At 70.5% G+C, this 21135-nt stretch carries 20 protein-coding genes; 17 read left to right on the forward strand and 3 right to left on the reverse strand.

Annotation, left to right across the window (positions count from 1 at the left end):
* Positions 1–18 precede the first annotated feature (18 nt).
* From EDF31_RS13600 to rbfA, 12 genes are all read left to right on the forward strand, one after another.
* Positions 19–528: an OsmC family protein gene (locus EDF31_RS13600; protein WP_123294293.1), complete on the forward strand. Its 510-nt coding sequence runs from the start codon at positions 19–21 to the stop codon at positions 526–528.
* Between the two features lie 6 nt (positions 529–534).
* The gene (locus tag EDF31_RS13605; RefSeq protein WP_131846495.1) at positions 535–1506 is read left to right on the forward strand and encodes an FKBP-type peptidyl-prolyl cis-trans isomerase; all 972 of its coding nucleotides are present in this window, start codon (positions 535–537) and stop codon (positions 1504–1506) included.
* A gap of 2 nt (positions 1507–1508) precedes the next feature.
* The gene (gene dxr / locus EDF31_RS13610; RefSeq protein ID WP_131846496.1) at positions 1509–2591 is read left to right on the forward strand and encodes a 1-deoxy-D-xylulose-5-phosphate reductoisomerase; all 1083 of its coding nucleotides are present in this window, start codon (positions 1509–1511) and stop codon (positions 2589–2591) included.
* A gap of 174 nt (positions 2592–2765) precedes the next feature.
* Positions 2766–4100, forward strand: a complete 1335-nt coding sequence (locus EDF31_RS13615; RefSeq protein ID WP_185021068.1) for a site-2 protease family protein — start codon at positions 2766–2768, stop codon at positions 4098–4100.
* A 24-nt stretch (positions 4101–4124) separates the two neighbouring features.
* Positions 4125–5597: a cytosine permease gene (locus EDF31_RS13620; RefSeq protein ID WP_131846497.1), complete on the forward strand. Its 1473-nt coding sequence runs from the start codon at positions 4125–4127 to the stop codon at positions 5595–5597.
* Positions 5594–6154, forward strand: a complete 561-nt coding sequence (locus EDF31_RS13625) for a cysteine hydrolase (RefSeq protein ID WP_131846498.1) — start codon at positions 5594–5596, stop codon at positions 6152–6154. Before EDF31_RS13620 ends, EDF31_RS13625 begins: the two co-directional genes overlap by 4 nt.
* A 74-nt stretch (positions 6155–6228) precedes the next feature.
* Positions 6229–7362 carry a flavodoxin-dependent (E)-4-hydroxy-3-methylbut-2-enyl-diphosphate synthase gene (gene ispG, locus EDF31_RS13630; protein ID WP_111083888.1) on the forward strand — a complete coding sequence of 378 codons (1134 nt, stop codon included), beginning with the start codon at positions 6229–6231 and terminating at the stop codon, positions 7360–7362.
* Positions 7363–7754: 392 nt separating this feature from the next.
* A complete protein-coding gene (locus tag EDF31_RS13635) occupies positions 7755–9506 on the forward strand; it encodes a proline--tRNA ligase (protein WP_131846499.1) in 1752 nt (583 codons plus the stop codon).
* 174 nt (positions 9507–9680) lie between these two features.
* The gene (nusA, locus tag EDF31_RS13640) at positions 9681–10676 is read left to right on the forward strand and encodes a transcription termination factor NusA (protein WP_111083890.1); all 996 of its coding nucleotides are present in this window, start codon (positions 9681–9683) and stop codon (positions 10674–10676) included.
* Between the two features lie 66 nt (positions 10677–10742).
* A complete protein-coding gene (locus EDF31_RS13645; RefSeq protein WP_111083891.1) occupies positions 10743–11054 on the forward strand; it encodes a YlxR family protein in 312 nt (103 codons plus the stop codon).
* A gap of 73 nt (positions 11055–11127) precedes the next feature.
* Complete coding sequence (gene infB / locus EDF31_RS13650) at positions 11128–13980, forward strand: translation initiation factor IF-2 (protein WP_123294300.1); 2853 nt, start codon at positions 11128–11130, stop codon at positions 13978–13980.
* Between the two features lie 111 nt (positions 13981–14091).
* A complete protein-coding gene (gene rbfA, locus EDF31_RS13655) occupies positions 14092–14556 on the forward strand; it encodes a 30S ribosome-binding factor RbfA (protein WP_123294301.1) in 465 nt (154 codons plus the stop codon).
* Positions 14557–14628: 72 nt separating this feature from the next.
* Here rbfA and EDF31_RS13660 read toward each other — a convergent pair whose 3' ends face one another.
* Positions 14629–15483, reverse strand: coding sequence for an A/G-specific adenine glycosylase (locus tag EDF31_RS13660; RefSeq protein ID WP_207895431.1), 855 nt, complete (start codon positions 15481–15483; stop codon positions 14629–14631).
* Positions 15484–15571: 88 nt separating this feature from the next.
* On the opposite strand from EDF31_RS13660, the gene EDF31_RS20030 reads away from it, so the two are divergent.
* From EDF31_RS20030 to EDF31_RS13685, 5 genes are read left to right on the forward strand one after another with little or no spacing between them, the layout of a single operon-like run.
* Positions 15572–16018: a hypothetical protein gene (locus tag EDF31_RS20030; RefSeq protein ID WP_165901425.1), complete on the forward strand. Its 447-nt coding sequence runs from the start codon at positions 15572–15574 to the stop codon at positions 16016–16018.
* A 22-nt stretch (positions 16019–16040) separates the two neighbouring features.
* Positions 16041–17000, forward strand: coding sequence for a tRNA pseudouridine(55) synthase TruB (gene truB, locus EDF31_RS13670; protein WP_131846500.1), 960 nt, complete (start codon positions 16041–16043; stop codon positions 16998–17000).
* Positions 16997–17362 carry a hypothetical protein gene (locus EDF31_RS13675; protein ID WP_123937787.1) on the forward strand — a complete coding sequence of 122 codons (366 nt, stop codon included), beginning with the start codon at positions 16997–16999 and terminating at the stop codon, positions 17360–17362. The genes truB and EDF31_RS13675 overlap by 4 nt, the downstream gene beginning before the upstream one ends.
* Positions 17363–17407: 45 nt before the next feature.
* Complete coding sequence (locus EDF31_RS13680; RefSeq protein WP_123339724.1) at positions 17408–17854, forward strand: hypothetical protein; 447 nt, start codon at positions 17408–17410, stop codon at positions 17852–17854.
* 8 nt (positions 17855–17862) lie between these two features.
* Entirely contained in the window at positions 17863–18825 is a 963-nt protein-coding gene (locus tag EDF31_RS13685; protein ID WP_131846501.1) for a bifunctional riboflavin kinase/FAD synthetase, read from the forward strand.
* A 102-nt stretch (positions 18826–18927) separates the two neighbouring features.
* Here the strand turns inward: EDF31_RS13685 and EDF31_RS13690 are convergent, their stop codons facing one another.
* Positions 18928–20160 (reverse strand): DUF349 domain-containing protein, encoded by a 1233-nt coding sequence (locus tag EDF31_RS13690; protein ID WP_207896226.1) that lies wholly within the window; start codon positions 20158–20160, stop codon positions 18928–18930.
* Positions 20161–20273: 113 nt separating this feature from the next.
* Entirely contained in the window at positions 20274–21086 is an 813-nt protein-coding gene (locus EDF31_RS13695) for a peptidylprolyl isomerase (protein ID WP_123339722.1), read from the reverse strand.
* Between the last annotated feature and the right edge of the window lie 49 nt (positions 21087–21135).

Raw genomic sequence — 21135 nt, forward strand, 5'->3', positions numbered from 1 at the left:
GACGAAGGGGCAGCACCCGTGCAGGACCACACTTACGAGGTCTCCGTCAGCTGGACGGGAGACCGCGGCACCGGCACGTCCGGCTACCGCGACTACGGGCGCGACCACGTCGTCTCGGCGGTCGGCAAGCCCGACGTGGCCGGCTCGGCCGACCCCACGTTCCGCGGTGACCGCGACCGCTGGAACCCGGAGGAACTCGTCGTCGCCGCGTTGGCCCAGTGCCACATGCTCAGCTACCTGCACGTCGCGGTGACCCAGGGCTTCACCGTCGTCGACTACCGCGACACGGCCACTGCGTCGCTGAACCTGAACCGCGACGGCTCGGGCGAGCTCACCGGTGCGACGCTGCACCCGGTCGTGACGATCCTCGAGGCAGACCGGGTGGCCGATGCCGAAGCCGCGCACGCCACGGCGAACCAGCTCTGCTTCATCGCCCGGTCGGTGTCGTTCCCGGTGCACCACGAGGCCCAGACCGTCGTCCGTGCTGCGACATTGGCAGGGGACTCTTCAGCAGGTGGGGCAGACTAGGTTCCCGTGAAGCGTCTGCGCCTGCTCCCGATCGCCCTCGTCCCCGCCGTCGTGCTGGGACTCGCCGCATGCTCCGGCTCCGGTTCGGACGGGTCCACGGCCTCGCCGACTCCGACCGCCAGTGCGACCGCCTCGGCGATCACGTCCTGCCCGGACCCCGGCAAGGCCTCTGACTCCATCCGGGCGAGCGGTTCGTTCGGCGGCGCGAAGGCCCCGACGGTCAAGTTCGCGGCGGGCCTGTCGGCCAAGACCCCGCAGGCCACGAAGCTCGTGACGGGCAAGGGCGCGTCGTTGGACGAGGGCGACTACGCCCAGGTGTCGTACACGGTCTACGAGGCCAAGGACGCCAAGAAGCTCGGCACGGTCGGCTTCGACGAGGGCAACCCGCAGGTCCTGTCCGTCGGTGGGTCGGGCTTCGGAGCCCTGCTCGCCTGCTCGAAGGTGGGCGACCGTGTGGCAGCGGTGGGGCAGTCCTCGGCGCTCGGCTTCAACACCGGTGGCGAGATCGTCGTGGTCGCGGACGTCGTCGCGCAGACCCCCACCAAGGCGAGCGGCACCCCGCAGGACCAGGACCCCGGCCTGCCGACGGTCAAGGACAAGGCGTCCGGCGAGCCGGAGATCACGATCCCCGACGGCGTGAAAGCCCCGACCAAGACGACCGTCGAGGTCCTCAAGCAGGGCGACGGCGCGTCCATCGCCGACGGTGACACCGCCCTCGTGCAGTACAAGGGCGTCGTCTACAGCACCGGCAAGGAGTTCGACTCCTCGTGGTCGAAGGGCGCCCCGACGACCTTCACGGTCTCCGAGAGCGCACTCATCAAGGGCTTCGTCACCGGGCTCGTCGGCCAGAAGGTCGGCTCCCAGGTGCTGATCGTCGCCACGCCGGAGGACGCCTACGGCGCGAACCCGCAGGAGGGGTCGGGCATCCCGAAGAACGCCACGCTCGTCTTCGTGGTCGACATCCTCGCGAAGGGCTGACCGTGGCCCGGCGCCGCATCGTCGTCCTCGGCAGCACCGGCTCGATCGGCACGCAGGCGCTCGACGTCGTCGCCCGCAACCCCGACCGGTTCGAGGTCGTCGGTCTGACCGCCGGTAGCAACCGCACCCTGGTCGCCGAGCAGGCCGCACGGTTCGGCGTGCGCGACACGGCGTTCGGGGCGCAGGACTCCGAGCGGCTCGTCCGCAGCGTTGAGGCCGACGTCGTCCTGAACGGCATCACGGGGTCGGTCGGCCTCGGGCCGACGCTCGCGGTGCTCGAGACCGGTGCGACCCTGGCGCTCGCCAACAAGGAGAGCCTCATCGTGGGCGGTTCCCTGGTGCAGCAGGCTGCGGCGCCGGGCCAGATCGTCCCCGTGGACAGCGAGCACTCGGCGATCGCGCAGACGCTCCGCTCCGGTGCCGACACCGAGGTGCAGCGGCTCGTCCTCACGGCGAGCGGCGGTCCGTTCCGCGGCCGCACCCGCGAGCAGCTCCGCGACGTCACCCCGGCGCAGGCGCTGGCGCACCCCACGTGGGACATGGGACTCGTCGTCACGACGAACTCCGCCACGCTCGTCAACAAGGGGCTCGAGGTCATCGAGGCGCACCTGCTCTTCGGCGTGCCGTACGACCGCATCGAGGTCACGGTGCACGCGCAGTCGATCGTGCACTCGATGGTCGAGTTCGTCGACGGCTCCACCATCGCGCAGGCCTCGCCGCCGGACATGCGTCTGCCGATCGCGCTCGGCCTGGCGTGGCCGGACCGCGTGCCCGGGGTCGGTGTGCCGCTCGACTGGACCACGGCGAGCACCTGGACCTTCGAGCCGCTCGACGCCGACGCGTTCGGCGCCGTCGCCCTCGCGAAGCGTGTCGGTGAGCTCGGCGGGACCTTCCCGGCCGTCTTCAACGCGGCGAACGAACAGGCCGTGGCCGCGTTCCACGCGGGCGCCATCGGGTTCCTCGACATCGTCGACACGGTCGAGCGCGTCGTCGAGGAGCACACCGCGGGGGAGCCGTCACTCGACGGTGTGCTCGCTGCGGAGCACTGGGCCCGCGCCGCGGCGGACCGCGCGCTGACCCGCTGACGTGATCCGCGCCTCCCGTCGGTCGCATGGTCACCACGTGACGGACTGGGCCCACACCGCCGGTTCCGGCGCGACGCGCCAGCGGCGGGACGGCCGCGCCGGTGGGGAGAGGCTCAGAACACCTCTCAGACGGCGCTCGGCTCCGTCATGGCAAGCGTCCCGTACCCTTTCCCGGTGACCGTCGAATCCGTCCTGCTCTTCGTCCTCGGCGTGGTCGTCTTCATCATCGGCCTGCTGGTCTCGATCGGACTCCACGAGCTGGGGCACCTGTCCTTCGCGAAGCTGTTCAACGTCAAGGTGACGCAGTACTCGCTGGGGTTCGGCAAGGCCATGTGGTCGTTCAAGCGGGGTGAGACCGAGTACGGCATCCGCCCGATCCTGCTCGGCGGCTACATCTCGATGGTCGGCATGCTCAAGCCGCGTGCCTCCGGCCGCCCGAGCGCGATCACGAACACCGGTATGTACGGCGCGTTCGTGCAGGATGCCCGCCAGGCCAGCGCGGAGCAGATCGCGGACTCCGGCGGCGACGACTCCCGCGCCTTCTACCGACTCACCCCGTGGAAGCGCATCATCGTGATGGTCGCTGGACCCGCGATGAACCTGGTGATCGGGATCGTGCTGTTCGGCGTGCTGCTGTGCGGCTTCGGGTCGCCGACCACGACGTTCACCTCGAGCGTCGACTGTGTCCTGCCGACAAGCCAGACGACCGAGTGCACCTCGGGCGATGCGGAGTCGCCGGCGAAGCAGGCCGGCATCGCGTCGGGCGACGTCGTGCTCTCGGTGAACGGTGAGCAGGACCCGACCATCGCGCGCGTCTCCGAGGTGTTCCAGAAGTCGGCCGGCGAGCAGGTGACGGTCGTCGTCGAGCGTGACGGTGCCCGGAAGACGCTCGAGATCACCCCGACGACCGCCACCCGCGACGTCTACGACGCCGAGGGCAAGGTCGTCACGAACGACGACGGCACGACGAAGACCCAGCGGGTCGGTGTCGTCGGCGTCAGCATCGGGCAGTCGCTCGTGCGGCAGTCGCCGGCCGAGGTCCTGCCCGCGACGGGTGCGCAGATCGCCGCGTCGGCGCACCTCATCATCGACCTGCCGCAGCGCCTGGTCGCCGTCTGGAACGCGGCGTTCGGCGCGCAGGAGCGGTCGCAGGACAGCCCCGTGTCGGTCGTCGGCGTCGGCCGCGCGATCGGCGAGGTCTCGTCGATGAGCGGCGTGCCGGTGGTCGACAAGGCGTACACGATCCTCGGGCTGCTGGCCTCGCTGAACATCGGCCTGTTCGTGCTGAACATGGTGCCGCTGCTGCCGCTCGACGGCGGGCACATCGCCGGCGCCCTGTGGGAGGCGATCAAGCGACGGTCCTTCAAGCTCGTCGGCAAGGCGGACCCGGGCCCCATCGACCTGGCGAAGACGATGCCGCTCACGATGGTCGTCGTGGTGCTGCTGGCGGGGATGAGCGCGCTGCTGATCTACGCCGACATCGTGCGGCCCGTGAACCTGTTCGGGTAGTCGCTGCGGCGCTACGCTCAGCGGATGAGCACAGCGCCCACGAACTCCGGGCTCACCACTGCCGCGCCCGAGGTCCGCACCGTCGAACGGCAGGGCCTCGACGTCATCGCCGAGTCCGACCGCAAGGGCACCCCGCGGGGACTCTTCTGGCCGTGGTTCGCGGCGAACATCTCCGTCCTCGGCATCGCCTACGGGTCGTTCGTGGTCGGGTTCGGCATCTCGTTCTGGCAGGCCACCGTCGTCTCGGTCATCGGGGTGGTGTTCTCGTTCCTGCTGTGCGGCATCGTCGCGATCGCCGGCAAACGCGGGTCGGCGCCGACGATGGTGCTGAGCCGTGCGGCCTTCGGGGTCCGCGGCAACCGGGTGCCCTCGTTCCTCAGCTGGATCCTCACCGTCGGGTGGGAGACCGCCCTCGCCGCACTGGCGGTCCTCGCGACCTCGACGGTGTTCACCGAGCTCGGCTGGGACGGCGGGGTGCTGACGAAGGTCGTCGCCCTCGTCGTGGTCGCCGCGCTCGTGGTCGGGGCCGGCGTCGCGGGCTTCGACGTGATCATGCGCCTGCAGACCTGGATCACGGTCATCACCGCTGTGCTCACGGTCGTCTACGTCGTGCTCGCGGTGCCGTCCATCGACTTCGCCGCGATCGCCGCGATGCCGACGGGCAGTGCCCAGCAGTTCATCGGTGCGCTCGTGCTCGTGATGACCGGCTTCGGGCTGGGCTGGGTGAACGCCGCTGCCGACTACTCGCGGTACCTACCGCGGTCGTCGTCCACCGGGGGAGTCGTCGGGTGGACGACCTTCGGCGGTGCCCTCGCACCGGCGATCCTCGTAGTCTTCGGTGTCCTGCTCGCCGGGTCCTCGCCGGACCTGAGCGCGGCGATCGGTGCCGACCCGATCGGCGCGCTCACCACGATCCTGCCGGTGTGGTTCCTCATCCCGTTCGCCCTCGTCGCGATCCTCGGGCTCGTCGGCGGCGCGGTGCTCGACATCTACTCGTCGGGCCTCGCGCTGCTGAGCGTCGGCGTGAAGATCCCACGGCCGGTCGCCGCCGGGGTGGACGGCGTGTTCATGGTGGCGGGTGCGATCTACATCGCGTTCTTCGCGACGGACTTCGTCGGCCCGTTCCAGGCGTTCCTCATCACCCTCGGCGTCCCGATCGCCGCCTGGGCCGGCATCTTCGTCGCCGACGTCCTGCTGCGGCGCACCGCCTACGCCGAAGGCGAGCTCGACGACCGTCGCGGCCGCTACGGCGACGTCCGGTGGGGCGCGATCGCTCTGGTCGCGGTCGGCACGGCACTCGGGTGGGGTCTCGTCACGCTGGCGTCACCGGCGTGGCTGTCGTGGCAGGGCTACCTGCTCGGGCCGTTCGGCCTCGGCGGACGCGACGGCGCCTGGGCCTACGCGAACCTCGGTGTGCTGGTCGCGCTCGTCGTCGGGTTCCTCGGCACCCTGCTGTTCGCCCGGGGCTCCGTGCGACGACAGGAAGCACAGCGGTGAGCACGATCGTCCCCGACGACGCCTGGCTCGTCGTCATCGACATGCAGCAGGTCTTCACGGGGGAGTCTCCGTGGGCCGCGCCGCGGTACGACCACGCCGGGGTCGGTATCGAACGCCTGCTGCCCCGGTTCACCGGACGCACGGTGTTCACCCGGTTCGTTGCGCCCCAGCGCCCGCAGGGCGCCTGGGTGCCGTACTACCGCGAGTGGCCCTTCGCCCTCGTGCCGGACGCCGACCCGCTGTACGCGCTGACCGAGCCCTTCGCGAGTGCGGCAGGGGACCGGAACGACCCCGTCGTGACCGAGCCGACGTTCGGCAAGTGGGGGACGGGCCTCCAGGCAGTCGTCGGCGACCACCCGCACCTGGTGCTCACGGGGGTGTCGACCGACTGCTGCGTGCTGTCGACCGCCCTGGCGGCGGCGGACGCCGGAGCGACCGTGACGGTCGTCGCGGACGCCTGCGCCGGGGCGAGCGACGCGGACCACGAGCGGGCGCTCGACGCGATGCGGCTGTACGCGCCGCTCATCACCGTGGTGGACAGCGCCGCTCGGCTCTGAGCGTCCGGTGTGACCGGGCCGGGACGCTCGGAGCGAGCGCGTAGAGTGCTCACGTGCCCGCTGTGAACCTCGGTATGCCCAAGTCGCCCGAAACCCTCGCCCCCCGACGCAAGTCGCGCCAGATCCGGGTCGGCAAGGTGCTCGTGGGCGGCGATGCTCCGGTGTCCGTCCAGTCGATGACCACGACCCCGACGACGAACATCAACGCGACGCTGCAGCAGATCGCCGAGCTCACGGCCTCGGGCTGCGACATCGTCCGGGTCGCCGTGCCGACGCAGGAAGACGCCGACGCGCTGCCGATCATCGCGAAGAAGTCGCAGATCCCGGTCATCGCCGACATCCACTTCCAGCCGAAGTACGTGTTCCAGGCGATCGACGCTGGCTGCGCCGCGGTCCGCGTGAACCCGGGCAACATCCGCAAGTTCGACGACCAGGTCGGTGCGATCGCCGCCGCGGCGAAGGCCGCAGGCGTGTCGCTCCGCATCGGTGTCAACGCCGGGTCGCTCGAACCGAGCCTGCTGCAGAAGTACGGCAAGGCCACACCCGAGGCGCTCGTCGAGTCCGCCGTGTGGGAAGCCAGCCTGTTCGAGGAGCACGACTTCCACGACTTCAAGATCTCGGTCAAGCACAACGACCCGATCGTCATGGTCAAGGCCTACCGCCAGCTCGCCGCCGCCGGTGACTGGCCGCTGCACCTCGGCGTGACCGAGGCTGGCCCCGAGTTCCAGGGCACCATCAAGAGCGCCACCGCGTTCGGCATCCTGCTGGCCGAGGGGATCGGCGACACCATCCGCGTGTCCCTGTCCGCGCCGCCCGCGCAAGAGGTCAAGGTCGGCCTGCAGATCCTGCAGTCGCTCAACCTGCGCGAGCGCAAGCTCGAGATCGTCTCGTGCCCGAGCTGCGGCCGGGCCCAGGTCGACGTCTACCAGCTGGCGAACGACGTCACCAAGGGGCTCGAGGGCATGTCCGTCCCCCTGCGCGTCGCCGTCATGGGCTGCGTCGTGAACGGCCCGGGCGAGGCGCGCGAGGCCGACCTCGGCGTGGCGTCGGGCAACGGCAAGGGCCAGATCTTCGTCAAGGGCAAGGTCGTCAAGACGGTGCCGGAGCACGAGATCGTGCAGACCCTCATCGCCGAGGCGAACCGCATCGCTGACGAGATGGGGCCGGAGGCCGCGCTCGGCAGCCCCGAGGTCATCACCACCCCGTAGCGCGCGCTCCGGCACGGTGCGGAGTCCGCCACCGTGTGCCGGGTTGACGGCTCGGTGCGGGGTAAGAGGGCGGCACGGTGCGGCTGAGGCCGCACCGGTCGGCGAACCTCGCACGGTGCGCGTCCACGCACGACGAGCGTCGCGGCGTGCCGGACGGGAGGCCCGTGGCGGCCTGGCACCTGGCGTCCCGTCCGCACCGTGCGGACTTCGCGAACCCGTGACGGGAAAGCAGTCCGGTGCGCGCTTGTGACACCGCACGATGCGGCTTGCGCCGCACCGTGCGGTGAACCTCGCACGGTGCGCGCCCGCCCGAACGTCGCACCGTGCGGCGAACCGCGCACGGTGCGCCCCTCCCGTGCCGCGCCGTCGGCGCACGCCGCTAGGCTGGCCCCGTGGTCACACGGCTTTCGCATCTGTTCCTCCGTACGCTCCGCGACGACCCCTCCGACGCCGAGGTGACGAGCCACAAGCTGCTCGTCCGCGCCGGGTACGTCCGTCGCCAGTCCCCGGGGATCTTCGCCTGGCTGCCGCTCGGTCTCCGGGTGCGCGCCAAGATCGAGGGGATCATCCGCGAAGAGATGGTCGCTGCCGGTGCGCAGGAAGTGCTCCTGCCGGCGCTGCTGCCGCGCGAGCCGTACGAGGCGACGAACCGCTGGACCGAGTACGGCGACGGCATGTTCCGCCTGCAGGATCGCAAGGGTTCCGACTACCTGCTCGCCCCCACGCACGAAGAGATGTTCGCGCTGCTGGTGAAGGACCTGTACTCGTCGTACAAGGACCTCCCCGTCACGCTGTTCCAGATCCAGGACAAGTACCGCGACGAAGCACGCCCGCGCGCGGGTCTGCTGCGCGGTCGCGAGTTCACCATGAAGGACGCCTACTCGTTCGACCTCACCGACGAGGGCCTCGAGCACAGCTACCAGGTCATGCGCAACGCGTACGAGAAGATCTTCGCCCGCCTCGGCCTCGAGTACGTCATCGTCAAGGCGGACGCCGGCGCGATGGGCGGCTCCAAGTCGGAGGAGTTCCTGCACCCGATCGCCGTGGGCGAGGACACCTTCGTCCGCAGCGCCAACGGCTACGCGGCGAACGTCGAGGCCTACGTCACGCCCGTGCCCGCGTCGCTGCCGATCGAGGGCCAGCCCGACGCGGTGCTCCTGCCGTCGTCGGACACCCCGACGATCGACACGCTCGTCGCCCACGCGAACGAGGTCGCCCCGCGCGACGGCGCGCCGTGGACCGCTGCGGACACGCTGAAGAACGTCGTCCTCGCCCTCACCCACCTGGACGGCACGCGCGAGGTCGTGGTCGTCGGGCTCCCCGGTGACCGCGACGTCGACCTGAAGCGCGCCGAGGTGGCGTTCGCTCCGGCCGAGGTCGAAGCCGCAGGCGACGACGACTTCAAGAAGCACAAGGGCCTGGTCAAGGGCTACATCGGCCCGCAGGTCCTCGGTGCCGACAGCGCCACGGGCATCCGGTACTTCGTCGACCCGCGCGTGGTCGACGGCACCGCCTGGGTCACCGGCGCCAACGAGCGCGGCGTGCACGTCTCCGGCCTGGTCGCCGGCCGTGACTTCGTGGCCGACGGTGTCGCCGAGGTCTCGGACGTCCGCGCGGGGGACCCGTCGCCCGACGGCTCGGGTCCGCTCGAGACCGCCCGCGGCATGGAGATCGGGCACGTCTTCCAGCTCGGCCGCAAGTACGCCGAGGCCCTGGGCCTCAAGGTGCAGGACGAGAACGGCAAGCTCGCGACCGTCACGATGGGCTCGTACGGCATCGGCGTGACGCGCATCCTGGCGATCCTGGCCGAGGCGCACAACGACGACAAGGGCCTGGCCTGGCCGAAGAACGTCGCACCGTTCGACGTGCACATCGTCGCCACCGGCCGTGACCAGGTCGCCTACGAGCTGGCGACGTCGATCGTCGCCGAGCTCGAGGGTGAGCGGTTCGACGTGCTCTACGACGACCGTCCGAAGGTGTCGCCCGGCGTCAAGCTCCGCGACGCCGAGCTGCTCGGCATGCCGATCGTGGTCGTCGCCGGCCGCGGCGCCGCCGACGGCGTCGTCGAGCTGTGGAACCGTGCCAGCGGCGAACGCCGCGACGTGCCGGTCGCCGAGCTGCTCGACGCGGTCCGCGCGATCTAGCGGGTCGCGTCCTGGACGCGACCACCCAACGGACGGGAGGCCCGTGGCGACGCCGCCACGGGCCTCCCGTCCGTCTCGACTCGGGTCCGCGAGCCGCAGTGCGGTACGCTTGTGGCCGACTTCTGCGACGGTTCCATCCGCAGGAGCGACTCATCTGAATACGGAGGCACCTCGGTGAAGATCGATCTCGCAGTCCTGCGACTCATGGAGCGCGAGCGGGAGATCCCGTTCGACGAACTGGTCCAGATCATCGAATCTGCCATCCTGACCGCCTACCAGAAGCACGCCGAAGAGAACGGCGAGCCGGCCCACGCGCAGTCGCGCGTCGAGCTCGACCGCAAGTCCGGCGAGGTCAGTGTCTACGTCCCCGAGCTCGACGACGAGGGCACCGTCATCGGTGAAGCCGTCGACCAGCCGAGCGACTTCGGTCGCATCGCGGCCTTCGCGGCGAAACAGGTCATCAACCAGCGCCTGCGCGACATCGGTGACGACAAGATCCTCGGCGAGTTCCGCGGCAAGGAAGGCGACATCGTCGCCGGTGTGGTCCAGCAGGGCCCGAACCCGCGCATGGTGATGGTCGACCTCGGCACGGTCGAGGCGATCCTGCCGCCCGAAGAGCAGGTGCCGGGCGAGTCCTACGCGCACGGTTCGCGCATCCGCGTGTACGTGACGAGCGTCGCCCGCGGCAACAAAGGCCCGCAGATCACGGTGTCGCGCACCCACCCGGGCCTGGTCCGGAAGCTCTTCGCCCTCGAGGTGCCGGAGATCGCCTCGGGCGTCGTGGAGATCACGTCGCTCGCGCGCGAAGCCGGTCACCGCACGAAGATCGCGGTGAAGGCGAACGAGCCCGGCGTCAACGCGAAGGGTGCCTGCATCGGTGAGCTGGGCGCGCGCGTCCGTGCCGTCACCAACGAGCTCGGTGCCGAGAAGGTCGACATCGTGGACTGGTCCCCGGACCTGTCGGCGTTCGTCGCGAGTGCCTTGTCGCCGGCCAAGGTGACCAGCGCCTTCGTGCTCGACGCGTCGACCAAGGCCGTCCGCGCACTCGTGCCGGACTACCAGCTGTCGCTCGCGATCGGCAAGGAAGGGCAGAACGCCCGCCTGGCTGCCAAGCTCACCGGGGCCCGGATCGACATCCAGCCGGACTCCATCCTGGACGGCGACGACTAGGCGATTTCGCCGCCGGCGTGCCCAGAAGGGCGCGCCGGATCGCGGACGTCCGAGGCAAGGAGTAGAGTGGTCCCCGTCAGAACGTGCATCGGCAGTCGTCGTCGCGCTTCCCGATCCTCACTCCTCCGAGTCGTCGCCCTGAGCGATGGCCGCGTCGTGGCGGATCCGAAGGCAGTCATGCCGGGCCGGGGAGCATGGCTCACACCGACGGTCGATGCCTACGATCTGGCCGTCAAGCGCAGGGCTTTCCGCCGTGCGCTCCGGTTGGATCGCGATCCCGACACGTCCGCGGTGCTCGACCACATCGTCGGCCTCTCACGAGCGTCGACCGAGCGCCCGGACATGACAGAACAGGCTGAACGGCTTATGGACAACTGATGAGCGGCTCGAAATGAGACCCGTCATCCATTGAGTCCTGCCCTTTACGGGGTGGGACCCGTGAAGGAGAACAGTGGCTAAACCACGCGTACACGAGATCGCAAGCGAACTCGGCGTCGACAGCAAGACCGCACTCGAGAAGCTCAAGGAGCTCGGCGAGTTCGTCCGGGGTGCCAGCTCGAGCATCGAGCCTCCCGTTGCCCGGAAGCTCCGTGCCGCCCTGCAGGCGGACGGTGTCCCGGCATCCAAGCCCGCAGCCTCGGCCCCCGCGCCGAGCACGCCGGCCAAGAGCAGCACGCCCGCGTCCGGCGCGCCGAAGCCCGGTGGCCCGCGCCCCGGCCCGGTCCGTCCGGCACCCGCACCGGAGCCCGAGGTCCAGGCAGCACCTGCTGCCGAGGACGTCCCGACCCCGGCCGCACCGAAGTCCGTCGCCCAGCGACAGGCCGAGGCCGAGGCCGCACAGAAGGCCCGTGCCGAGAAGGCCGCCGCCGAGCAGCAGGCTGCCACGCAGCCGGCCGACTCGACCGGTGACGAGCCGAAGACCGACGCGGTGAAGCCCGGCTCCAGTGCCAAGCCCGCCGCTGCCGGCCCGAAGCCCGGTGGCCCGAAGCCCGGCGCACGTCCGGGCAACAACCCCTACGCGTCGAACCAGGGCATGGGCTCGCGCCCGCCGCGCCCCGGCAACAACCCCTTCGCCTCGAACCAGGGCATGGGCCAGCGCCCCGCCGCTGGTGCAGGTGGAGCGGGTATCCCGCGTCCGCAGCCGCCGCGTCCCGGCGTCCCGCGTCCGGGTGCACCGCGTCCGGGTGGACCCGGTCAGGCGAACCGTCCCAACGGCTTCGGGCAGCGCCCGGGCCAGGGTGGCGGTCGTGGCGGCCCCGGTGGCGCCCGTCCGGGTGCTGGCGGCGGTGCCGGTGGCGGCTTCCCGCGTCCGGCCTTCAGCGGCCCGCGTCCCGCCGGTGGCGGTGGCCGTGGTCGTGGCCCCGGTGGTGGTACCGCCGGTGCGTTCGGTCGCGGTGGCGGCAAGAGCCGTGCCCGCAAGTCGAAGCGGACGAAGCGCGCCGAGTACGAGATGCGTCAGGCCCCGTCGCTCGGCGGTGTGCAGGTCCCTCGTGGCGACGGCAACACGGTCGTCCGACTCCGTCGCGGTGCGAGCATCTCGGACTTCGCGGACAAGATCGACGCCATGCCCGGCAACCTGGTCACGGTGCTGTTCCACCTCGGTGAGATGGCGACCGCGACCGAGTCGCTGGACGAGGCGACGTTCGAGGTCCTCGGTGACGAGCTGGGCTACAAGATCCAGATCGTCTCGCCCGAGGACGAGGACAAGGAGCTCCTCGAGGGCTTCGACATCGACATCGATGCCGAGTACGCCGACGAGGACGACTCCGTCCTGCAGGTCCGTCCGCCCGTCGTGACCGTCATGGGTCACGTCGACCACGGTAAGACGCGACTGCTCGACGCGATCCGGAACTCGAAGGTCGTCGAGGGTGAAGCCGGTGGCATCACCCAGCACATCGGTGCGTACCAGATCGTCACCGAGCACGAGGGCATCGAGCGTCCGATCACGTTCATCGACACCCCGGGTCACGAGGCCTTCACGGCCATGCGTGCTCGTGGTGCGCAGGTCACCGACATCGCGATCCTCGTGGTCGCGGCGGACGACGGCATCATGCCCCAGACGATCGAGGCGCTGAACCACGCGCAGTCGGCCAACGTGCCGATCGTGGTCGCGGTGAACAAGATCGACAAGGAAGGCGCGAACCCGGCCAAGGTCCGCCAGCAGCTCACCGAGTACAACCTTGTGGCGGAGGAGTACGGCGGAGACGTCATGTTCGTCGACGTCTCGGCTCGGCAGAACATCGGCATCCAGGACCTCCTGGACGCCGTGCTGCTCACCGCTGACGCCGGGCTCGACCTGCGTGCGAACCCCGACAAGGACGCCCGCGGCGTCGCGATCGAAGCACGGCTCGACAAGGGCCGTGGTGCGGTGGCGACCGTCCTCATCCAGTCCGGGACGCTGCACGTCGGCGACGCCATCGTGGCGGGCACGGCCTACGGCCGCGTCCGTGCGATGACCGACGAGAACGGTGTCGCGGTCAAGGCCGCCACGCCCAGCCGCCCGGTCCAGGTGCAGGGTCTGTCCTCGGTGCCCCGCGCCGGTGACACGTTCCTCGTCACCGAAGAGGACCGCACGGCACGTCAGATCGCCGAGAAGCGTGAAGCCGCCGAGCGCAACGCCCAGCTGGCCAAGGCCCGCAAGCGCATCTCGCTCGAGGACTTCACCCGTGCACTCGAAGAGGGCAAGGTCGACTCGCTCAACCTCATCATCAAGGGTGACGTCTCCGGTGCCGTCGAGGCACTCGAGCAGTCGCTCCTGGACATCGAGGTCGACGACAGTGTCCAGCTCCGCATCCTCCACCGCGGTGTCGGTGCGATCACGGAGTCGGACATCGACCTCGCCACGATCGACAACGCCATCGTGGTCGGCTTCAACGTCCGTCCGGACGTCAAGGCCCGCGAGCGTGCGGCGCGCGAAGGCATCGACGTGCGCTTCTACTCGGTCATCTACAACGCACTCGACGACATCGAGCAGTCCCTCAAGGGCATGCTCAAGCCCGAGTACGAAGAGGTCCAGTCCGGTGTCGCCGAGATCCGCGAGGTCTTCAGCTCCTCGAAGTTCGGCAACATCGCGGGTGTCATCGTCCGCTCCGGCACGATCACGCGCAACGCCAAGGCGCGCGTCATCCGTGACGGTGTGGTCCTGGCCGACGGACTGGCGATCGAGTCGCTCCGTCGCTTCAAGGACGACGTCACCGAGGTCCGCACGGACTTCGAGGCCGGTATCGGTCTCGGCAAGTTCAACGATCTCCAGATCGGTGACGAGATCGAGACCACCGAGCTCGTCGAGAAGCCGCGCGACTGATCGTGTGACTACCCTGGGCCCCGGCCTCCCTTCGCGGGAGGTCGGGGCCCGACCCCTTTCCACGCAGAACCACCGGCGGGAAACGTCCCGCCACTGCCTCAGGAGGCACCCATGGCCGATCCGCAGCGCGCACGCAAGATGGCGGACCGCATCAAGGAAGTCGTCGCACGCCGTCTCGACAAGGGTCTGCGCGACCCGCGTCTCGGGTTCGTGACGATCACCGACGTCCGCGTGACCGGAGACCTGCAGCACGCATCGGTCTTCTACACCGTGTACGGCACCGACGAGGAGCGCGCCGACTCCGCCGCGGCACTCAAGGCCGCGACCGGCATGCTCCGCTCCGAGGTCGGCAAGAACATCACGGCGCGGCTCACCCCGTCGCTCGAGTTCATCGCCGACGCACTGCCGGAGACCTCGGCGCATATGGAGGACCTGCTCGTGCAGGCCCAGGTGCGTGACGAGCAGGTGCGAGCTGCGTCGGTCGGTGCGACGTTCGCCGGCGACGCCGACCCGTACAAGCACGACGAGGACGAGGACGACGAGTCCGACGACGAGCAGGACGTGGCGCGGGCGTAGCCCGACGAGCGTCCGAGCGCCCCGCTGCACCGTGTGCGGCGGGGCGCTCGTGCGTCGTGCCTGGCGGAGACGTCAGGCGTCCGGCAGCCGGTACCCGGTGGTGTCGTCGCCGACGGCCAGCCCGTCGCGCAGGAGCGACGCGAGTGCTCGGTCCCGCTGCTCGGCGTCCGGCCAGACCGGTTCGATCTCCGACCGGGCGACCGGCACGTCGCTCGCGCGCAGCTCGGCCATGATCAGCCCGCGCACCTGCCGGTCGCTGCCGGCGAACTTCGCCTGCTTCGGGGCACGTGGCCCGTCGTGTTCGGGGTACCCGGCCGCACGCCAGGCGCAGCGGTCCGCGATCGGGCACGCGTCGCACGCGGGGGAGCGGGCGACGCACACGAGCGCTCCGAGTTCCATCACCGCCGCGTTCGTCGCAGCGGCGTCGTCGCGGTCGGCCGGCAGCACGGACTCCATCAGGGGAAGGTCGTCCTTGGCCTTCGCCGGCCCGGGCTCGCCCTGGCCGAGGAGCGCGCGCTTCAGGACCCGCCGCACGTTGACGTCGACGACGGGGTGCCGGTCGCCGTACGCGAACACGGCGACGGCCCGTGCCGTGTAGTCGCCGATCCCCGGCAGCGCGAGCAGCGCCTCGACGTCCCGTGGGACGACGTTGCCGTGCTCGGTGGCGATCACCGTGGCCGCCGCGTGCAGCGCGAGCGCGCGTCTCGGGTAGCCGAGCCGGTCCCAGGCACGCACCGCGTCCGCCGGGGGCGACGCCGCGAGGTCCGCAGGCGTCGGCCACCGGGTGAGCCACGCCTCCAGTCGGGGGATCACGCGCGCGACCTGCGTCTGCTGCAGCATGATCTCGCTGACCAGGGTGCCCCACGCGGGGAAGCCGGGGCGACGCCACGGCAGGTCGCGGGCCTCCTGTCGGAACCAGGTGGTCAACGGGGTCGCGATGTCGGGGACGCTCGCGTTCTCCACATCCGGCTGGGAGGCCCTGCTCGCGTTCACCACGACAGCCTACGGTGGACGCATGGCACGCTGGGCACCCGAAGAGACCAACACGATGGCCGCGATCGCTGCTGAGGTGATCGCGCAGGTCGGCACGAACCGGACCGTGATCGGCATCGACGGGCAGGACGGCACCGATCTCGAACACGTCGCCGCCACGCTGGTGGCCGGCTTCGAGCAGCACGGGGTGTCCGCGATGGCCGCGACGGCGCCGTCCACCGATCCCGACACGCTGCGCGACGAGGTGGTCGCCCCGTTCCGCACCACCGGCGCCGGTGACGGCGTGCTGGTCGTGCACGGGCCCGGACTGCTGGCTCCCGGTGTCCGCGGGCTCTGGCGCTGGTCGCTGTGGGTCGAGCAGGAAGCCGGCCGGCTCGAACGTCGGGCCGACGTCAAGATCGCCGCCTCCGCCGTCCTCGACGTCACCGATCCCGAGCACCCCCGTCGCGAGTGGAACGACGCCTGCTGACCGGCGCTGGTAATCTCCTCTGGTGCTCGAAACCGTGCCGGACGGCATCCTCCTCGTCGACAAACCGCAGGGGATCTCCAGCCACCGCGTCGTGTCGATCGCCCGCCGCCGCCTCGGTCTGAAGAAGGTCGGCCACGCGGGGACCCTCGACCCGATGGCGACCGGGCTGCTGCTCCTGGGGATCGGGCACTCCACCCGGTTGCTCACCCACCTGGTGGGCCTCGGCAAGACCTACACCGCCACCATCCGGCTCGGCGTGTCCACGGACTCCGACGACGCCGACGGCACCCCGACCGCCGCGACCGGCGTCGCCGCAGCGGACGTCTCGGACGAGTCCGTCGAACGCGCCGTCGCCCTGCAGCGCGGCACGATCGACCAGGTCCCGTCCACCGTCAGCGCGATCAAGGTCGACGGGCGCCGCGCGTACGACCTGGCGCGCAAGGGCGAGACCGTCGAGCTGAAGTCCCGCACGGTCACCGTCTCGCGGTTCGACGTCACCGGCCGGAACGACCGCACCGTCACGGTCGACGGTGCCGAGGTGGCGGTCGTCGACCTCGACGTCGTCGTGACCTGCTCGTCCGGCACGTACGTCCGGGCTCTCGCACGCGACGTCGGCGCCACCCTCGGCACCGGCGCGCACCTCACCGCGCTCCGCCGCACCCAGGTCGGTCCGTTCGACGTGGCCGACGCGATCGACCTCGAGGACGACGCCGTCGACGTCCGCGCGGCGCTCGCCCGTCCGGCCGACGTGGCACGCCGGTTGTTCTCGTCGGTGTCGCTCGACGCGGCCGCGGCGAAGGACCTGACCGACGGCAAGCGCGTCGCAGCCGACCACCCCGACTCGGACGAGCCGGTGGCCGCGGTGGCCGTCGACGACGATCGCCTCGTCGGACTGGTCTCGGTCCGGCGCGGACTGCTCCGGGTCATCACGAACTTCCCGGCGCCGGCTGCTCCGGCGTCGCAGAACGGGGCGCACGCGTGATCGAGTGGTTCATGTGGGTCCAGCTCGTCGTCGCGGTCCTGGCCGGGCTGTTCGCCGTCGTGGTCGGTTTCATCGGCTGGAAGCCGAACGACTACACCGTGGGGTCCCTCGCGCTCATCGAGGTCCTGCTCCTGGTGCAGGGCGTCATCTCCATCGTGCTGCCCGCGACGGGCAGCCCACCGGACGGCAACGCCCTCGAGTTCGGGGTCTACGCCGTGTCGGTGCTCCTGGTGCCGCCGGCGACCATCGTCTGGGCGCTCGTGGACCGCACGAAGTGGAGCACCGTCGTCCTCGGCGCCGGCGCCTTCACCGTCGCGGTCATGATCTACCGGATGTACCAGATCTGGTTCGCCCTGAACTGACGCCGAGCGTCATGGTGGTCCGCGCACGTCGGTAGAATCGGTGCAATGGCGACCAGATCCTCACTCGCGACCGGCATCGGCCGCGTCCTCATCGCCGTGTACGGCATCCTCGCCCTGGCGGCGACGGGCCGGAGCGTCGTGCAGATCATCGAGAAGTTCTCCTTCGCGCCGTTCGCGTACACGGTGAGCGCCATCGCCGCCGTCGTGTACATCGTGGCGATGATCGCCCTGATCGTGCCCGGACGCTTCTGGTACCGCGTCGCGTGCGTCACGATCGTGTTCGAGATGACCGGTGTGCTCGTCATCGGCACGCTCTCGCTGTTCGACCGGCAGCTCTTCCCCGACGACACGATCTGGTCGTACTACGGCATGGGTTACGCCTTCGCGCCGCTGGTGCTGCCGATCGCCGGACTCTGGTGGCTCCGCAAGCACCACCGCACCGCGACGGTCGAACCGGTGCCCGCATCGACCACCGCCCCCGTGGGCGAGTAGGAGCAGCCGTGCAGTTCTACGACGACATCGCCGACGTGGCCGAGGGCTTCGGTCCGAGCGCCGTCACGATCGGCAAGTTCGACGGCGTGCACGTCGGACACCGCGCGGTGATCGCGCACCTGGAGTGCGCCGCCCACGAACAGGGCCTGGTCGCCACCGTGGTGACGTTCGACCGGCACCCCCTCAACGTCATCGACCCGCAGCACGTCCCGCCGGCCCTCACGAGCACGGCGCAGCGGCGCGAGCTCCTCGACGACGCCGGGGTCGACGCCACCCTGCTGCTCCGCTTCGACGAGGAACTGCAGTCGAAGTCGCCCGAGGCGTTCGTGTCCGAGATCCTCGTCGACACCCTGCACGCCCGGCTCGTCTTCGTCGGCAGCGACTTCCGCTTCGGGGCGAAGGGTGCCGGCGACGTCGCCCTGCTCCGCACCCTGGGGGAGCAGCACGGCTTCACGGTCGAGCTCATCGACGACGTCGACCTGGTGGACGACGTCCGCCCCGACGGCGAGCGACGCGTCTCGTCGACCTGGATCCGCGAACTGCTCGGCGACGGGCGGGTGGCCGAGGCCGCCCGGCTGCTCGGCCGTGAGCACGCGGTCCGCAGCACGGTCGTGCACGGCAACCAGCGCGGGCGCGCCATGGGGTACCCGACGGCGAACCTCGACCCGGCGTTCGAGGGGTTCGCACCGGCCGACGGCGTCTACGCCGCGCGCGTGCTGCACGACGGCACGGTGTACCCGGCGGCCGTCTCGGTCGGCAACAACCCGACGTTCGAGGGCGTGCCCGCCAAGCAGATCGAGGCGCACCTGCTCGACGTCGACCTCGACCTGTACGGCGACCGCATCTCGGTGCTGTTCGTCTCGTACGTCCGCGGCATGGTGAAGTTCGACTCGATGGACGAGCTCGCCACGCAGATGCGGCAGGACGACCTCGACATCCGGTTGCTGCTGGGCCTGCCCACGCCGGTCTGAACGGCGGCGCCACACCGGACGCCAGCAGACAGTGCCCACACGGCACCACACGACGACGCCCCCGCGACCGATCGGTCACGGGGGCGTCGTCGTGTGCGGTGACTAGCTGCCGAGGGCGTCGAGCCAGATCTTGCGGGCGTCGAGTGCTTCCTGGGCGTCCTTGATCTTGCGGGCGTCGCCGGAGGCCTGCGCGTCGGCGAGCTCGGACTCGAGCTTGCCGATGGCGTCCTCGAGCTGGCTGGCGAGTCCGGTCTGCCGGGCCTTGCGCTCCGGGTTGGACTCCTTCCAGTGCGCGTCCTCGAGGCCACGCACGTGGTCCTCGATCGCACGCAGGCGGTCCTCGATGCGACGGACGTCCGCGCGGGGGACCTTGCCGACCTCGTCCCAGCGGCGCTGGATGCCGGTCAGGGTCTTGCGCGCCGCCACCCGGTCGGTCGCCTTGAGCAGCGGCTCGGCCTCGGTGAGCAGCGCCTGCTTGGCCTCGAGATTGCCCGAGAACTCCTCGTCCTCTGCTGCGCTCTCGGCGTGGCGCTGCTCGAACAGCACGTCACCGGCGGCCTTGAACCGTGCCCAGAGGGCATCGTCGTGGCGCTTGCCGGCGCGCCCGGCGTTCTTCCAGTCGTCGAGCAGCTGGCGGTAGTCCGGGATCGCGTCGGACCCGCGCGAGGCGAGTGCCTCGGCCTGGGTCACGAGTTCCTGCTTGCGGGTGCGGGCGTCGCGGTGCTGCGCGTCGAGCTCGGAGTAGAACGCGCGACGGTGCTGGTCGACGGTGGACCGCGCTGCGCGGAACCGCTTCCAGAGCTCGTTGGCCTCGTTCTTGGGGATGCGCGGGCCGTCGTGCTGGTGCTGCTGCCAGCGGGCGAACACGTCGTCGAGCTGCGCGGTGATCTGCTTCCACTGCGCGCGTGCCGGGTCGACCGCCGCGAGTGCCTCGGCCTCTTCGACCAGGGCCGCACGGTGCGCCAGGGCGTCGTTCAGGGCCTGCTGCGCCTGCTCCGCCTGCTCCTTGGTGAGCGAGCCGAGCTGCTCGGTGAGCGCGCCCACGCGGGTCTCGAGCGACTTGATGTCACCGACCACGCGGGCTTCGGCCACCAGGGTCGTCAGGTGCTCGACCGTCCGGGAGACGTCGTTCGCCGACGCACCACGCTGGACGCGCTGCTCGGCGATCTTCACCTGCCCCTCGAGGTCGGCGTACTTCCGCGCGAAGTAGGCGAGGGCTTCTTCGGGGGTGGCGTCCGGGTACTCACCGACAGCACGTTCGGTCTCTTCGTACCGGACGTACACGGTCCCGTTCTCGTCGACCCGCCCCCAGGTCGTTGCTTCGTCAGATCCCACAGGTCTCGCCTCGATCGTGGTCGTGCATCGCCGACGTCACCGTCGGCACGGTCAGGTCGTCAGCCTATTGCACGGACGGGCTCCGCGGCCCGCCGGACGCAACGGCTTGTGGACTACTTCTCCTGGGCGATGGTCGCGGCGGTGATCGTCGTCGCGACCTTCGGCTCACCGGTGCCGTCCTGGCCGGGCGACGAGATGCCCTTCGCGGCGATCTTCGACTCGAGTTCGGACAGGCCGCTCGTGACCTTCCCGACGACCGTGTAGCCGCCCGTGGAGCCGTCGAGCGTGGTGTCGCCGTAGACGATGAAGAACTGGGTCGACTGCGAGTACGGCGACGTCGATCGCGCGATCGCGATGGTGCCCTCGTCGTAGACGCCGTCGCTCGGGACGTTCTCGAGCGGGCCGTACTCGAACCCGGCGTCGCCCGTGCCGTCGCCGTTCGCCGAACCGCACTGCAGGAACTTCAGCCCGTCGCTGTCGGCGAGCCGGTGGCAGGTGGTGCCGTTGTAGAACTGCTCCTTGATCAACGAGATCTCGACGCTCGCGGCCTGCGGGGCCTTCGCGCCGTCCAGTTCGATGCCGAGGTCGATCGACTTGTTGAGCGTCAGCGAGCCCGTCCAGGTCGCGCCCTTGGCGATCTCCTTGCTCGGCACGTCGCCCGTGTTCGCCGCCGTGGCACTCGCCGAGGGCGTCGGTGTGGCGGTGGCGCTCGCGCTGGCGTCCGCCGACCCGTTCCCCTGCGAGCCCGCGAAGGCGAGCTGTGACCCGGTGGCCAGGGCGGCGACCAGCACGAGGACACCGGCGCCGACCAGGTTGTCGCGCACCCGCCGGCGGCGCTGCCGGTCGTGGAGTCCCTGGCGGGCCTGGTAGAGACGGAGGCGCTCGCGCGCCTCGCGGTTGTCGCGCGCTGGGTTCTTCGGTGCCACGGTGCTGTTCTGCCCTCTCGTCGCAGTGTGGAACGAGCGTATCCGAGTC

This window comes from Curtobacterium sp. PhB142 (assembly GCF_004341255.1).
In the GTDB taxonomy this organism is placed as follows: domain Bacteria; phylum Actinomycetota; class Actinomycetes; order Actinomycetales; family Microbacteriaceae; genus Curtobacterium.